This window comes from Mycobacterium sp. UM_11, assembly GCF_001414075.1.
In the GTDB taxonomy this organism is placed as follows: domain Bacteria; phylum Actinomycetota; class Actinomycetes; order Mycobacteriales; family Mycobacteriaceae; genus Mycobacterium.
This window is the reverse complement of record NZ_LATC01000002.1, coordinates 60,508-76,285: the sequence shown is the minus strand read 5'-3', so window position 1 is coordinate 76,285 and position 15,778 is coordinate 60,508. Positions and strand designations below refer to the sequence as shown.

The 15,778-nt window shown below is 68.1% G+C and carries 10 protein-coding genes; 1 reads left to right on the top strand and 9 read right to left on the bottom strand.

The window, feature by feature from the left end; genetic code table 11:
* The first annotated feature begins 39 nt into the window (after positions 1 to 39).
* Positions 40 to 753, top strand: coding sequence for a DUF732 domain-containing protein (locus WU80_RS01065; RefSeq protein WP_055405339.1), 714 nt, complete (start codon positions 40 to 42; stop codon positions 751 to 753).
* A gap of 8 nt (positions 754 to 761) precedes the next feature.
* Here WU80_RS01065 and WU80_RS01060 read toward each other — a convergent pair whose 3' ends face one another.
* The 9 genes from WU80_RS01060 to WU80_RS01020 all read right to left on the bottom strand — a co-directional run bounded on the left by WU80_RS01060 (position 762) and on the right by WU80_RS01020 (position 15,614).
* Positions 762 to 1,529 (bottom strand): crotonase/enoyl-CoA hydratase family protein, encoded by a 768-nt coding sequence (locus WU80_RS01060; protein WP_055405340.1) that lies wholly within the window; start codon positions 1,527 to 1,529, stop codon positions 762 to 764.
* Positions 1,526 to 2,245: a PaaX family transcriptional regulator C-terminal domain-containing protein gene (locus WU80_RS01055; RefSeq protein ID WP_055405341.1), complete on the bottom strand. Its 720-nt coding sequence runs from the start codon at positions 2,243 to 2,245 to the stop codon at positions 1,526 to 1,528. The genes WU80_RS01060 and WU80_RS01055 overlap by 4 nt, the downstream gene beginning before the upstream one ends.
* A 3-nt stretch (positions 2,246 to 2,248) precedes the next feature.
* Positions 2,249 to 3,187 carry a crotonase/enoyl-CoA hydratase family protein gene (locus tag WU80_RS01050; protein ID WP_055405342.1) on the bottom strand — a complete coding sequence of 313 codons (939 nt, stop codon included), beginning with the start codon at positions 3,185 to 3,187 and terminating at the stop codon, positions 2,249 to 2,251.
* Between the two features lie 82 nt (positions 3,188 to 3,269).
* Complete coding sequence (locus tag WU80_RS01045; protein WP_055405343.1) at positions 3,270 to 4,898, bottom strand: acyl-CoA dehydrogenase family protein; 1,629 nt, start codon at positions 4,896 to 4,898, stop codon at positions 3,270 to 3,272.
* Positions 4,899 to 4,949: 51 nt separating this feature from the next.
* Positions 4,950 to 5,780, bottom strand: a complete 831-nt coding sequence (locus WU80_RS01040; protein WP_055405714.1) for a PHB depolymerase family esterase — start codon at positions 5,778 to 5,780, stop codon at positions 4,950 to 4,952.
* A 10-nt stretch (positions 5,781 to 5,790) separates the two neighbouring features.
* A complete protein-coding gene (locus tag WU80_RS01035) occupies positions 5,791 to 6,546 on the bottom strand; it encodes a deoxyribonuclease IV (protein WP_055401253.1) in 756 nt (251 codons plus the stop codon).
* A gap of 146 nt (positions 6,547 to 6,692) precedes the next feature.
* Positions 6,693 to 10,643, bottom strand: a complete 3,951-nt coding sequence (locus tag WU80_RS01030) for a DNA-directed RNA polymerase subunit beta' (RefSeq protein WP_055401252.1) — start codon at positions 10,641 to 10,643, stop codon at positions 6,693 to 6,695.
* 42 nt (positions 10,644 to 10,685) lie between these two features.
* The gene (locus tag WU80_RS01025; RefSeq protein ID WP_156349473.1) at positions 10,686 to 14,207 is read right to left on the bottom strand and encodes a DNA-directed RNA polymerase subunit beta; all 3,522 of its coding nucleotides are present in this window, start codon (positions 14,205 to 14,207) and stop codon (positions 10,686 to 10,688) included.
* A 396-nt stretch (positions 14,208 to 14,603) separates the two neighbouring features.
* The gene (locus WU80_RS01020; protein WP_055401248.1) at positions 14,604 to 15,614 is read right to left on the bottom strand and encodes an ABC transporter ATP-binding protein; all 1,011 of its coding nucleotides are present in this window, start codon (positions 15,612 to 15,614) and stop codon (positions 14,604 to 14,606) included.
* Between the last annotated feature and the right edge of the window lie 164 nt (positions 15,615 to 15,778).

Here is a 15,778-nt window from a genome sequence, read left to right as displayed (position 1 = left end):
TTGCGGCATATGATGATCCCGGCAGAACGGAATCCAGCCATGCTCACCCGCACCACCAACCGCGCCGGCGCACTGGTCACGGCGATCGTGGTGCTGACCGGCGTCGCGATGCTGCCCCACGACTCGGCGGCGGCCGACCCGACCGACGACCAATTCGTATCGCTGCTCGACCAAAAGGGAATCCCTGCGCTGGACAACATTCCCAGCCTCATCGGCACGGCCCACCGGATCTGTCACCAACTCGACGGTGGGATGCCGGTCGACGGCGTGGTCGACGACCTGAGGGAACGTGCTTTCAAAGCCAATCCGGGCGGCGGCCAATACCCCGCCGACCGCGTCGCCCGCACCATCGCCCGGTTCATCTCCGCGTCGGTCGAGGCCTATTGCCCGAACAATCAGCCGAAGATCGCTTCGCTGCAGGGCGTGGCCAATCGCGTGCCCGGCCCGAGCGAACCGACGGTGCACACGGTCAGCGTTCGGCTGGCGTCACTCACATGGGCCGGACCGTTTCCCGCGGGGGAAACCCCGCAGCCGGACCCGCCGCAACTTCCCCCATCGCCCGGCCCGACGGCCCAGATCCTGGCGCCGCCCCCGCCGGTAGCTACACCGTCTCCGCGGCAACAAGCGCCGGCACCGGCGCAGGAGCCGCAACCGGGACCCCAGCAGGGACCGACGGTGGCTCCCGCGCCAGCGGGCCCGCCCAGCGGTGACACGCCACCCACGCCGCCCGGCAGGGTGCGGCTGGCGCCGTAGGACGCCGGTCAGCCCGTGGGCGCGCCGTGCCGGCCCGCACCAGCCGCGAACCGCCCGGCCCCCTCGTTCGCTTCGGCGGCGACGCGGGAGATGCTGGCGAACTCGAAGTCGATCGCCTCGGATTCCGTTGCCCCCCATTGGTTTAACGCCGAAAGGCGGTCGGACCGCAGGCACTGCTGTGGCAGCGCGGCCAGCTGCGCCGCCAGTTCCTCGGCCGCCTGCCGCGCCTGGCCGGTCGGCACGACGCGGTTGGCCAACCCCATCGCGAGCGCTTCGTCGGCCTTGACGCCGCGGCCGGTGAGGATCATGTCCATCGCCCGGCTGTGTCCGATCAGCCGCGGCAGCCGCACCGTGCCGCCGTCGATCAGCGGCACGCCCCACCGGCGGCAGAACACGCCGAACACGGCGTCCTGTTCGGCCACCCGCAGGTCGCACCAGACCGCCAGCTCCAGCCCGCCGGCGACGGCGTAGCCGCTCACCGCGGCGATCACGGGTTTGGACAACACCATTCGCGTCGGCCCCATCGGGCCCGGACCCGTCCGGTGCACGGCATTCGCCTCGGGCGTGGCGAAGGCCTTCAAATCCGCGCCGGCGCAAAAGGTTCCGCCTTCGCCCCACAACACGGCGACCGACGCGGTGTCGTCGCGGTCGAATTCGTCGAACGCCGCGTACAACGCGGCGGCGGTGGGACCGTTGACCGCGTTGCGGGCCGACGGCCGGTTCAGGATCACCGTCGTCACGGGGCCATTGCGCTCGACACGTACCGGATCGTTCATTTTGCCTCCGCAAATAGGGGTTCCCGCCGCTCGAGCAGCTCGGTGGCGAAGTCGTGGTATGCCGCCCGCAGGCGGGCGCCGGGCCAGTCGGCCGGCAGCAGTTCGTCGGGCAGCACCGGGTCGGTGAGCAGGTGGCGCACCGTCGCCGCCGCCACCACGAACCGGCCGGGAATGTCCCTTGCGGCGGCCATCTCATCGAGCAGCCGGTGGCCGGCCCGGGCCCAACCGGGCAGGTCCCATAGCTGGGCGGCCAGCTCGGCGGCGTTGTCGTCGCGGGCCCGCAGGACCCGGACCCGGGCGTCGATCTCGGGGTCCAGCTCGAGCTCGAGGTTGTCGGGCCGCATCCACACGCCTTCGCGCAGTTCGCCGAAGCGCTTGCCGTGCATGGCCGTCCGCAACGCCGCGCGGGTGCGCGCGTCGCCGCCCACGCTGGTGACGATGAGCGTGACCCACTCCCCGCTCCAGGGGCGCACCCGCGGGTCGATGGCGTCGTCCTGGCGCCGCTGCCGGGCCAGCAGGCGATCGGACAGCCGGTAGCCGTCGGCCGAGCGGATCAGGTCGCCGGCGCCGACCATGCGGGTCAGCGCCACCCGCAGCGTCGTCTCCTTGATGCCGAAATCGGCCGTCAGGCGGACCAATTCGCTGGCGCGGGCGTGCGCCGGGTGAGCCCCGAGCAGCACACTGAGCACCACCGACCGGGCCGTCATGGTGGCCATGGGCTACACCTGCGACGCGCGGCGGCCGTGGTCGCCGAAGGGTTCGTCGCGATGCCGGACCGCCTCGCGAAAGCCGTGTTCGGTCGCGTCGGCGACGAAGGCGTGCCCCTCCGGCGTGTGCCGGGCGACGCCGTCGAAAACCGTGCTGACCATCCGGCTGGTGGCCACACCCTGTTGCAGCAGAGCCGAATTCAGCGCGAGCTTCACCATGATCAGCTGGTTGACGGGCACCGCCGCGATCCGTTGCACCAGCCGCTCGGTGCGCTCGTCGAGGTCGGCCGGGTCCGGCGCCTCGACCGCCAGCCCCCATTCCGCGGCTTGCGCGCCGGTGATGCAGTCGCCGGTGAACAGCAGGCGCTTGGCGCGCTGGTCGCCGAGCCGGTGCGCCCACAGCCCTGCCGCCGGGACGCCCCACACCCGCGTCGGCGGGTAGCCGATCTTGGCGTCGGCGGCGGCGATCACCTGGTCGGCGTGCAGCGCGATGTCGGTGCCGCCGGCCACGCAGTAGCCGTGGATCTTGACCACCGTCGGCTTGTCGGCGTGCATCAGGCTGGAGAAGCCGCGGACGAACCGGCTCATCATCTGGTAGTCGATCATCGGGTCCCACGGCTGATCGGGTAAGTGGTTGACCGCCTGGGTTTTTCCGCTGAGCACGGTGCCCGCGTAGGCGCCCGTCCCACCCGCCGAGCCGGTGCGATCGGCGTAGGCGCTCAGGTCGAAGCCCGCGCAGAACCCCTCACCGCGCCCGGACACCAGGATGACGTGCACGGCTGGATCCAGGTCGGCGCGCTCCACCAGCGCCGAGAGCTCCAGCGGGGTGTCCGCGACGATCGCGTTGCCCTTCTCCGGCCGGTTGAACGTGATCCGGGCAACCCGGTCGGTGACCTCGTAGGTCATCGTCTTCAGGTTGTCGAAGTCGACCGGCCTGATCGCGTGAGTCAATGGCGCCACTCCTCCTCATCGCTCCGTCCCCCTCGCCGCTACGCGGCTGGAGGAGCCCCCACTGCATCGTCGCCGGCGCAGGTCATCCCTTTACTAGAGCACGCTCGAGAATGGGAGCCAGGTCCAGCCCGGCGGGCATGGTCCCGTAGGCCCCGCCCCACTGGTGGTCGATCCGGGTGGTCAGGAAGGCCTCGGCGACGGCGGGGTGACCGTGGCGCACCAGCAGCGACCCCTGCAGCGCCAGGCTGATGTCCTCGGCGACCTTGCGGGCGCGCTGCGCGATGGTGTCCAGGTCGGCCAGGTCGCTGCGCAACCGCTCGACGTGCGCGCCCAGCCGCGGGTCCGCGCCCGCACTCTCGGCCAGTTCGGCGAACAGCACCTCGACGCATTCCGGGCGAGTTGCCATGGCGCGCAACGTGTCCAGCGCGCTGACGTTGCCCGAGCCCTCCCAGATGCCCATCAGCGGCGCCTCACGGAACAGCCGCGGCATGCCCGAGTCCTCGACGTAACCGTTGCCGCCCAGGCATTCCAGCGCCTCGGCGGCGTGCGGGGTGGCGCGCTTGCAGACCCAGTACTTGCTGGCGGCCAGGCCGATCCGGCGCAGCAGCGCCTCCCGGTCGTCACCGCGCAGCGCCTTGTCAGTGGCCCCGGCCATCCGCATCGCGACGATGGTTGCGGCCTCGGCCTCGACGGCCAGGTCGGCCAGCACGTTACGCATCAGCGGCTGGTCGATGAGGTAGGCGCCGAACGCCTTTCGGTGCTGGGCGTGGTGAATGGCGCGGGTCAGGCCGGTGCGCATGCTGGTGGCACTGCCCAGGGTGCAGTCCAGCCGGGTGAGGTTGACCATCTCGATGATGGTCGGCACCCCGCGGCCCTCCTCGCCCACCAACCACGCTGTCGCACCGTCATATTCGACCTCGCTGGAGGCGTTGGCATGGTTGCCGAGCTTGTCCTTGAGCCGCTGCAAAAACATCCGGTTGCGGGTGCCGTCGGGCAGCACCCGCGGCAGCAGGAAGCAGGACAGGCCGCCCGGGGCCTGCGCCAGAACCAAGAAGATGTCGCACATCGGCGCGGAGGTGAACCACTTGTGGCCCGTCAGGCTGTAGCTGCCATCACCGTTGGGGGTCGCCTGCGTGGTTCCGGCCCGCACGTCGGAGCCGCCCTGCTTCTCGGTCATCGACATGCCGGCGGTGATGCCGCGCTTGGTGGCGGCCGGCTTGAGCTCGGGATCGTATTCGCGGCTGGTCAGCAGCGGCTCGTAGATCGCCGCGAGTTCGGGGTTGTAGCGCAGGGCGGGGACGACGGCGTAGGTCATCGAGATCGGGCAGGTGTGGCCGGGCTCGACATTCCAGACCGACATTTTGGCGGCCCGCACCACATGCGCACCCGGCCGCTCGTCGGCCCACGGCGCGGCGTGGATGCCGTTGGCGATCGCCGTGCGCATCAGCTCGTGATAGGCCGGGTCGTATTCCACCTCGTCGACCCGGTGACCGTATTTGTCGTGGGTGTGCAGGATGGGCCGGTTGCGGTCGGCGAGCTCGCCCCACCGCTGGGCTTCGCGGCCGCCGGCGATCGCGCCGACCTGGTTCACCTCCTCCAGACCCCACTCCCCACCCTCGCGGATCAGGGCGTCGGCGAGGACCGCCGAGGTCGCGGGGTTGTAGTTCTCCAGCGGTGGGACCTGGTTGGTGACGACATGCGTATCCGACATGCCCCTCATGTTACATTTTTGCGACAGTCGCACAAGAGGTGTAACAGAACGTCACCGCGGGTGTGCGCTGAAGAAGTCCCACAGTGTCCGGGTGGCGAACGGGGGCCATTCGTGGCCGCCCTGATCGATCGTGATCAGCGTGACGCCGCGGTTGCCCGAGCATCCCGCCGTCAGCGTGGTGATCGGGCCGTCGGTGGTGGTGGCGGGGCTGCCACATTGATCCACGTTGCGCCAGAACGTGTTCACGCTGGGCACCGACGGGCCGTTGATGACGCTGAAGCCCTGCCCGCCCGCGTAGGGCACCAGCCGATCCGCCGTGCCGTGGATGTGCATGATCGACGCCGGGCGCGGGCTCGGGCAGCCGGTCAGCTGGGTGCCCGCGACCGGACCGATCGCGGCGAAGACGTCGGTGGCGCACGCCAGCGTGTAGGACATGATGCCCCCGTTGCTCATGCCGGTGACGTAAACCCGGGCCGGATCGGTGCCGACGTTCTTGGCGATGTCGGCGACGGCCGCGCGGATGAAGGCGACGTCGTCGACGCCCTCGCGCCCCGGCCGCCCACAGCAGCCCTCCCCGTCGACGTTCCAGGCCCGTTCCAGCCCATCCGGGTAGGCGACCACGAACTTGGCCGAATCGGCCAATTCGTCCCAGCCGTAATCCCTTTCGACCTGCCGAGCGCTCCCGGAGTAGCCGTGCAGCACGACGACGAGCGCAGCGGACGCCGGCGCCCCGGCGGGCTCGTAGAGCCGGTAGCTGCGGTCGTGCCCGCCCGCGTTGATGTGGTGCAGGCTGGTGCCCTGGACGAAGCCCGAGGGCGGCGCCGCCGAACAACCCGCGATCAGGAGGACCACCCCGAGAAGGGTTGCGAGCCTGCCGAACACGGGTCGCGACTCAGCCGCTGGTTTTTTCCCGCAGGAATGCGATGTCGTCCTTGCGGCCCTCGTCGGCGGTCTCGCAGATCACCGGCGCGTCGGCGGCCTTGACCACCGCGACGAGCAGCTCGGGGTCGATCTGGCCGGTGCCGAAGTTGGCGTGCCGGTCGGCGCCCGAGCCCGCCGCATCCCTCGAGTCGTTGCAGTGCACCAGGTCGATGCGTCCGGTCAGCGCCCTGATCCGGTCGACCGCGTCGATCAGCGCCTCACCCGCGGCCCACGCGTGGCAGGTGTCCAGGCAGAAGCCAATCCCCTTGTCGCCGATGTGATCCCACAGCTTGCCGATGGTGTCGAAATAGCGCGCCATCGCGTGGTCGCCCCCGGCGGTGTTCTCCAGGTACACCGGCACGTCGGTTTCGAGGTAGTCCAGCGCCTTGACCCACCGCTCGAAGCCGGCCTCCATGTCGTCGTCGTCGGCGTGGCCGCCGTGCACGATGACGGCCGTCGCGTTGATCTCCGCGGCCGCGTCGCAGGTGTCCTGCAGGATCTTGCGCGACGGGATGCGGATCCGGTTGTTCGCCGATGCCACGTTGATGAGGTACGGCGCGTGGACGTAGAGCGGAACGGCCGACGCCTTGAGCGTGCCGGCGTCGTCGCGGGGCTTCGGCTTCTTCCAGCTCTGCGGGTTGCCGAGGAAGAACTGCACCACGTCGGCGCCGTCCGCCTGCGCGGCGGCCAGCGGGTCGTCGTTGTGGACGTGTGAACCGATGAGCACGCGGCCAGTCTAGTGCGGCGAGCGGACAGAGAATCGCACTGCAGGACCTTCGATCGTGCGATTCTGCGTTCCCCAGCTGACGCGTGGGCCCAGCTCGCCATAGAAAAAAGCCCCCGCACGAGGCGAGGGCTCTTCTCTTGACTCGACTAGCGGTAGTCGCTGTACCCGTAATCGTCCAGCGGCACCGCGGCACCGGTGGCTTGGCCGAAGTCCGGGCTGTAGTACTGATCCTCGTAGGACGGGATCGTGTACGCGGCGGCCCGGGCCTCCTCGGTCGGCTGCACCTGGATGTTGCGGTAGCGGTTGATACCGGTACCCGCCGGGATCAGCTTTCCGATGATCACGTTCTCCTTCAGACCGTTGAGCTTGTCGCTGCGGCAGTTGATCGCCGCATCGGTCAGCACTCGCGTGGTCTCCTGGAACGACGCCGCACTCAGCCACGAGTCCGTGGCCAGCGACGCCTTCGTGATACCCATCAGCACCGGGCGGCCGGCGGCGGGCTCGCCGCCCTCGGCCACCACCCGACGGTTCTCCGCCTCGAACTCCGCACGGTCGATCAGCGAGCCGGGCAGGAACTCCGTCGAGCCCGAGTCGATGATGGTGACGCGGCGCAGCATCTGGCGGACGATCACCTCGATGTGCTTGTCGTGGATCGACACACCCTGGGCGCGGTAGACCTCCTGGACCTCGCGGACCAGGTGGATCTGCACCTCGCGGGGGCCCTGCACGCGCAGCACCTCGTGCGGGTCGGCCGAGCCCTCCATCAGCTGCTGGCCCACCTCGACGTGGTCGCCGTCGGACAGCACCCGCTCCGAGCCGTCGTCGTGCTTGAACACCCGCAGCCGCTGGCGCTTGGAGAGCTTGTCGTACACGACCTCCTCGCTCCCGTCGTCAGGAACGATGGTGATCTTGTAGAAGCGCTCACCCTCCTCCAGCTGCACCCGCCCGGTGACGTCGGCGATCGGCGCCTTGCCGCGCGGGACGCGGGCCTCGAACAGCTCCTGGACCCGGGGCAGACCGCCGGTGATGTCCTCACCGACACCACCCTGGTGGAAGGTACGCATGGTCAGCTGCGTGCCGGGCTCACCGATGGACTGGGCCGCGACGATGCCGACCGCCTCGCCGATGTCGACCAGCTTGCCGGTCGCCATCGAGCGGCCGTAACAGGTCGCGCACACGCCGGTGCCCGTGGTGCACGTCAGCACCGAGCGCACCTTGACCTGCGTGATGCCGGCCGCCAGCAGGGCGTCGATCTCCGGGTCGCCCAGGTCCTCGCCGCGCGCGACGACGACGTTGCCGGCCTCGTCGACCGCGTCGGTGCCCAAAGTCCGCGCGTACGCCGAGGTTTCGATGTACGGGTCGCGAATCAGGGTGCCGTCGGCCTGACGCTCGGCGAGCTCGACGATGATGCCGCGCTCGGTCTCGCAGTCGTGCTCGCGGACGATGACGTCCTGGCTCACGTCCACCAGACGACGGGTCAGGTAACCCGAGTCGGCGGTGCGCAACGCGGTGTCCGCCAAGCCCTTTCGGGCGCCGTGCGTGTTGATGAAGTACTCCAGCACGGTCAGGCCCTCGCGGAACGACGACTTGACCGGACGCGGGATGAACTCACCCTTCGGGTTGGTCACCAGGCCCTTCATGCCGGCCAGCGTTCGGGTCTGGGTGAAGTTACCCGTGGCACCCGAGTCGACGATCGTGATGATCGGGTTGTCGCTGGGGTAGTGCTCCCGCAGCGCCTGACCGACCTCGTCGGTGGCTTCCTTCCAGATCTCCACCAGTGCCTCGTTGCGCTCGTCGTGGTTCAAAGCGCCTCGCTGGAACTGCTTTTCGACCTTCTCGGCCCGCTCCTCGTACTGGTCGAGGATCTCCTTCTTGCGCGGCGGGACCAGCACGTCGGCCATCGACACGGTGACACCGCTGCGGGTGGCCCAGTAGAAGCCGGCGTCCTTGAGCTTGTCGACGGTCTGCGCGACGACGATCATCGGGTAGCGCTCGGCCAGGTCGTTGATGATCGCGGCCTGCACCTTCTTGTGCATCTGCTTGTTCACGAACGGGTAGCCCACCGGCAGCAGCTCGTTGAACAGCACCCGGCCCAGCGTGGTCTCGGCCATCCAGGCGTCGCCCGGCTGCCAGCCGTTGGCACCGAACAGCTCGGCCTCGATCTCGGTGGGCGGACGCAACTGCGTCAGCCGCACCTTGATCTTCGCCCGCACCGACAGCACGCCGCGGTCGGCGGCCATGATCGCCTCGGCCGGCGAGGAGTACACGCCCACCTCCGGGGAATCCTTTGCGGCGGCCTGGAATTCACCCTTGTCACCGTCGACCTCGGTGGTCAGGTAGTACAGGCCGGTCACCATGTCCAGACGCGGCATGGCCAGCGGCCGGCCGGAGGCCGGCGACAGGATGTTGTTCGAGGACAGCATCAGGATGCGGGCCTCGGCCTGCGCCTCCGCGCTCAGCGGCAGGTGCACGGCCATCTGGTCACCGTCGAAGTCGGCGTTGAACGCCTCACACACCAGCGGGTGCAGCTGAATCGCCTTGCCCTCCACCAGCATCGGCTCGAAGGCCTGGATGCCCAGCCGGTGCAGGGTGGGTGCGCGGTTCAGCAACACCGGGTGCTCGGCGATGACCTCTTCGAGGACGTCCCACACCTGGGGGCGCTGCCGCTCCACCATGCGCTTGGCGCTCTTGATGTTCTGCGCGTGGTTGAGGTCGACCAGCCGCTTCATCACGAACGGCTTGAACAGCTCGAGGGCCATCAGCTTGGGCAGGCCGCACTGGTGCAGCTTGAGCTGCGGGCCGACCACGATGACCGAACGGCCCGAGTAGTCGACGCGCTTACCGAGCAGGTTCTGACGGAACCGGCCCTGCTTGCCCTTCAACAGGTCCGACAGCGACTTCAGCGGGCGGTTGCCCGGCCCGGTGACCGGGCGGCCGCGGCGGCCGTTGTCGAACAGGGCGTCCACCGACTCCTGCAGCATCCGCTTCTCGTTGTTGACGATGATCTCGGGCGCGCCGAGGTCGATCAGCCTCTTGAGGCGGTTGTTGCGGTTGATGACCCGGCGGTACAGGTCGTTCAGGTCGCTGGTGGCGAACCGGCCACCGTCCAGCTGCACCATCGGGCGCAGCTCCGGCGGGATCACCGGGACGGCGTCTAGCACCATGCCCATCGGCGAGTTGCCCGACTGCTGGAAGGCGGCGACCACCTTGAGGCGCTTGAGGGCGCGAAGCTTCTTCTGCCCCTTGCCGTTTCGAATAACGTCCCGCAGCGAGTCGGCCTCGGCGTCGATGTCGAAGTTCTCGATCAGCTTCTGGATCGACTCCGCACCCATGGCGCCGGTGAAGTACTCGCCGTAGCGGTCGACGAGCTCGCGGTAGAGGTTCTCGTCGACGATCAGCTGCTTGGGGGCCAGCTTGGTGAAGGTGCTCCAGATGTCCTCCAGCCGGTCCAGCTCGCGCTGGGCACGGTCGCGGAGCTGGCGCATCTCGCGCTCGCCGCCGTCGCGCACCTTGCGCCGCGCGTCGGCCTTGGCGCCCTCGGCCTCCAGCTCGGCCAGGTCGGCCTCCAGCTTCTGCGCGCGGGCCTCCAGGTCGGCGTCGCGCTGGTCCTCAACGGCCTTGCGCTCCACCATCATTTCGGCCTCGAGCGTGGACAGCTCGTTGTGCCGCATCTCGTCGTCGACCGACGTGATCACGTACGCCGCGAAGTAGATGATCTTCTCGAGATCCTTCGGGGCGAGGTCGAGCAGGTAACCGAGCCGGCTCGGCACACCCTTGAAGTACCAGATGTGCGTGACGGGCGCGGCCAGTTCGATGTGGCCCATCCGCTCGCGGCGCACCTTGGCGCGGGTCACCTCGACGCCGCAGCGCTCACAGATGATGCCCTTGAAGCGGACGCGCTTGTACTTGCCGCAGTAGCACTCCCAGTCGCGAGTCGGTCCGAAGATCTTCTCGCAGAACAGGCCGTCCTTCTCGGGCTTGAGCGTGCGGTAGTTGATCGTCTCCGGCTTCTTGACCTCGCCGTAAGACCATTGCCTGATGTCCTCCGCGGTGGCCAGGCCGATACGGAGTTCATCGAAGAAGTTGACGTCGAGCACGTAACTCCCTTTCCCCTTGCGGGTTTAGATACCTAAAAGTGATTAAGCCAGGTCCTCGACGGACGCGGATTCGTTGCGGGACAGGTTGATTCCCAAGTTGGCCGCGGCCCGCTCGAGATCCTCGTCCTCGCCTTCGCGCAGTTCGATCGCCGCGCCGTCCGACGAGAGCACCTCGACGTTCAGGCAGAGCGACTGCAGCTCCTTGAGCAACACCTTGAACGACTCGGGGATGCCCGGCTCGGGGATGTTCTCGCCCTTGACGATCGCCTCGTACACCTTGACCCGGCCGACCGTGTCGTCGGACTTGATGGTCAACAGCTCCTGCAGCGTGTACGCCGCGCCGTAGGCCTGCATGGCCCAGCACTCCATCTCACCGAACCGCTGGCCACCGAACTGCGCCTTACCACCCAGCGGCTGCTGGGTGATCATCGAGTACGGGCCGGTGGAGCGGGCGTGGATCTTGTCGTCCACCAGGTGGTGCAGCTTCATGATGTACATGAAGCCAACCGTCACCGGGTACGGGAACGGCTCACCGCTGCGGCCGTCGAAGAGCACCGCCTTGCCGTCGCCGTCGACCATCACCTCGTTGTCCCGGTTCGGCAGCGTGCAGGACAGCAGCCCCTGCAGCTCCGCCTCCCGGGCGCCGTCGAACACCGGCGTCGAGACGATCGCGTTCGGCTCCGCGCTCTGCAGCTCCTTGGGCAGGTTGGCGGCCCAGTCGGGCGAACCCTGAATGTTCCAGCCGGACTTGGCCACCCACCCGAGGTGGGTCTCCAGGATCTGGCCGATGTTCATCCGTCGCGGCACACCGTGCGTGTTCAGGATGATGTCCACCGGGGTGCCGTCCGGCAGGAACGGCATGTCCTCGACGGGCAGGATCTTGCCGATCACGCCCTTGTTGCCGTGCCGGCCGGCGAGCTTGTCACCGTCGGAGATCTTGCGCTTCTGGGCCACGTAGACGCGGACCAGCTCGTTGACACCGGCCGGCAGCTCGTCGTCGTCCTCGCGGGAGAACACCCGGATGCCGATGACCTTGCCGGACTCGCCGTGCGGCACCTTCAGCGAGGTGTCGCGGACCTCGCGGGCCTTCTCGCCGAAGATCGCCCGCAGCAGCCGCTCCTCCGGGGTCAGCTCGGTCTCCCCCTTCGGGGTGACCTTGCCGACCAGGATGTCGCCGTCGCGCACCTCGGCGCCGATGCGGACGATGCCGCGCTCGTCGAGGTCGGCGAGCACCTCGTCGGAGACGTTCGGGATGTCCCGGGTGATCTCCTCGGCGCCCAGCTTGGTGTCGCGCGCGTCGATCTCGTGCTCCTCGATGTGGATCGAGGTGAGCACGTCCTCTTCAACCAGGCGGTTGGACAGGATGATCGCGTCCTCGTAGTTGTGGCCCTCCCACGGCATGATCGCCACCAGCAGGTTCTTGCCCAGCGCCATCTCACCGTTCTCGGTGCACGGGCCGTCGGCGATGACCTGGCCGGCCTCGACCCGGTCCCCGGCGTCCACGATCGGCGACTGGTTGGCGCAGGTGCCGTGGTTGGAGCGCTCGAACTTACGCATCCGGTAGGTGTGCCGGGTGCCGTCGTCGGCCATCACGGTGATGTAGTCGGCGGAGACCTCCTCGATCACCCCGGCCTTGTCCGCGACGACGACGTCGCCGGCGTCGATCGCGGCGCGCAGCTCCATCCCGGTGCCCACCAGCGGCGCCTCGCTGCGCACCAGCGGAACCGCCTGGCGCTGCATGTTGGCGCCCATCAGGGCACGGTTGGCGTCGTCGTGCTCGAGGAACGGGATCATGGCCGTGGCCACCGACACCATCTGGCGCGGCGACACGTCCATGTAGTCCACCTCGGACGACGGCACGTACTCGACCTCGCCCGCCTTCCGGCGGACCAGGACGCGCGACTCCTCGAACCGGCCCTTCGCGTCGATCGGCGAGTTGGCCTGCGCCACCACGTGGCGGTCCTCCTCGTCGGCCGTCAGGTAGTGGATCTCGTCGGTGACCACACCGTCGACCACCTTGCGGTACGGCGTCTCGATGAACCCGAACGGGTTGACCCGGGCGTACACCGACAGCGAACCGATCAGACCGATGTTCGGACCCTCCGGGGTCTCGATCGGGCACATCCGGCCGTAGTGCGACGGGTGCACGTCGCGGACCTCCAGCCCGGCCCGCTCACGGGACAGACCGCCGGGGCCCAGCGCCGACAGGCGGCGCTTGTGGGTCAGACCCGACAGCGGGTTGTTCTGGTCCATGAACTGGGAGAGCTGGCTGGTGCCGAAGAACTCCTTGATCGCGGCGACCACCGGCCGGATGTTGATCAGCGTCTGCGGCGTGATCGCCTCGACGTCCTGGGTCGTCATCCGCTCGCGGACGACGCGCTCCATCCGGGACATGCCGACCCGGATCTGGTTCTGGATCAACTCGCCGACCGTGCGCAGCCGCCGGTTGCCGAAGTGGTCGATGTCGTCGGTCTCCACCGGCACCTCGATGCCGCCGGGGACGGTCATGACCGCGGGCTGGCCATCCGTCCGGGCATGGTGCAGGCGCACCAGGTACTCGATGGTGGCGACCACGTCTTCCTCGGTCAGCGTCGAGCTGGTGATCGGCTCGCCGGCGTGCAGGCCGAGCTTCTTGTTGACCTTGTAGCGGCCGACGCGGGCCAGGTCGTAGCGCTTCTCCTTGAAGAACAGGTTCTCCAGCAGGGTCTGCGCCGACTCCTTGGTCGGCGGCTCGCCCGGGCGCAGCTTGCGGTAGATGTCCAGCAGCGCCTCGTCGGTGCCGGCGGTGTTGTCCTTCTCCAGCGTGCCCATCATGATCTCGGAGAAGCCGAACCGCTCGTGGATCTGCTCGTTGGTCCAGCCCAGCGCCTTGAGCAGCACGGTGACGGGCTGGCGGCGCTTGCGGTCGATGCGCACGCCAACGGTGTCGCGCTTGTCGACGTCGAACTCCAGCCACGCGCCGCGGCTGGGGATCACCTTGACGCTGTGCAGCAGCTTCTCGGTGGACTTGTCGATGGTCTCGTCGAAGTACACGCCGGGCGAACGCACCAGCTGGCTGACGACCACGCGCTCGGTCCCGTTGATGATGAAGGTGCCCTTTTCGGTCATCATCGGGAAGTCACCCATGAACACCGTCTGGCTCTTGATCTCGCCGGTGTTGTTGTTGATGAACTCGGCCGTGACGAACAGCGGGGCCGCGTACGTCATGTCCTTGTCTTTGCACTCGTCGACCGGCGCCTTGACCTCGTCGAAACGCGGGTCGGAGAACGACAGCGACATCGAGCCGGAGAAGTCCTCGATCGGCGAGAGCTCGTAGAGCACCTCTTCGAGGCCGCCCACCGGGCTGGGCTCGCCACGATCGGTGGCGGCCTGGCGCCAGCGCGGCGAGCCGATCAACCACTCGAAGGAGTCGATCTGCACGTCGAGCAGGCCGGGAACCTCGAGCGGTTCGCGGAGCTTGGCGAAGGAAACTCGGTTGGGCGCTCCGGGCACGGAGCCGTTTAGGGAACTTCCATTAGAGGAACTTGTTGGGCGATCCGTTTTGCTCTGGCGGGAATCAGCCAAGATGCATCCTTCCAGCACCTCGTGCGACTCACGAATACCGGAACCACCGGTGGCGTTCGCCGCGAATTGTGTCGGTTAGGCCGGCGAACGAACTGTCCGTATCTCACGCGCACGATTAAAGAACTAAGCCGCTAGGAGGGGCTCAGGCTTAGACCACGGTGTCAGGTGGCGGGTGAGGTGGGCAGGAGGTAGCCAGCGCAACGTCCAACAATAGCGCAGGGCGGCGCATTCCTCAACTGTCCAGCACAACACATCCAGGGACATCGGCGCTGGCTGGCATCTCGACTTTCCGCTGGATACATGCTGCCCAACAGACTGGCCCGTTTACGGCCCGTCGTCAAGAGGGCGGGCCGCCGAGTTAACGCGGAGTTTGCGCGAAAACTCGGGCCGGGCGCGCTAGTCGCCGACCTCGTGCGCCCGGTACTTGTGGGTGCCCTCCATGTCGTCGATGATCGCGGCCTGGGCCTTCTGCGGCAGGGTGTGCAGGATCTCGCGCACCCGCGCCTGGCGGCGGCCGACCGCCTTGCGCTCCGGCATTCCGGGCGACGCGACGATCTGCGGCGGCACGCCCTCGATCTCCTCCACACCGCCGGCGTGCTGACCGGCCTCGAGGGCGGCCTGCTCCTCGGCCATGGTGGCCTCGTCCTTCTCCTCGGACATGCCGATCGGGCCGATGCGGCGGCCGTTGAGGAACTGCCGCACGACCGGCTCGTCGCTGGTCAGCAGCACCTCGCGGGGGCCGAACATGACCAGCTTGCGCCGGAACAGCATGCCCATGTTGTCCGGCACGGTCCGGGCGATGTTGATGTTGTGCGTGACGATCAGGACGGTGGCGTCGATCTGGGCGTTGATGTCGAGGATCAGCTGGCTCAGGTAGGCGGTGCGGACCGGGTCCAGACCGGAGTCGGGCTCGTCGCAGAGGATGATCTGCGGGTCCATCACCAGGGCACGGGCCAGGCTGGCGCGCTTGCGCATACCGCCGGAGATCTCACCGGGGAACTTCTTCTCGTCGCCGCCGAGGCCCACCATCTGCAGCTTCTCCATGACGATGTCACGGATTTCGCCTTCCTTCTTCTTGGTGTGCTCGCGCAGCGGGAAGGCGGCGTTGTCGAACAGGTTCATCGAACCGAACAGGGCACCGTCCTGGAACATGACGCCGAAGAGCGTGCGGATCTCGTAGAGCTCCTTGGCCGAACACTGCAGGATGTCGGTGCCGTCGATGACGACCGAGCCGCGCTCGGGACGCAGCAGACCGATCAGGGACTTCAGGAACACCGATTTGCCGGTACCCGACGGCCCCAGCAGGACGCTGACCTCCCCGGCGGGGATCTCCAGGGTCACGTCTTCCCAAATTCTCGACGATCCGAAGGACTTGGTGAGGCCGTTCACCTCAATAGCGACACCCATGGGAGATCCTTCCGTCGACGCTCATGCCCGCCACCTGCCCTTTTGTGTGGCATGAGTCACTGTAGCGCACGCTTGCTACGCGGCATCAGGGTTGCGTGGCACAGCCGGGAAAAATTGGCTGACCTGAGATCCGGCCGTCTCCGACGGTCCGACGAACTATTCGA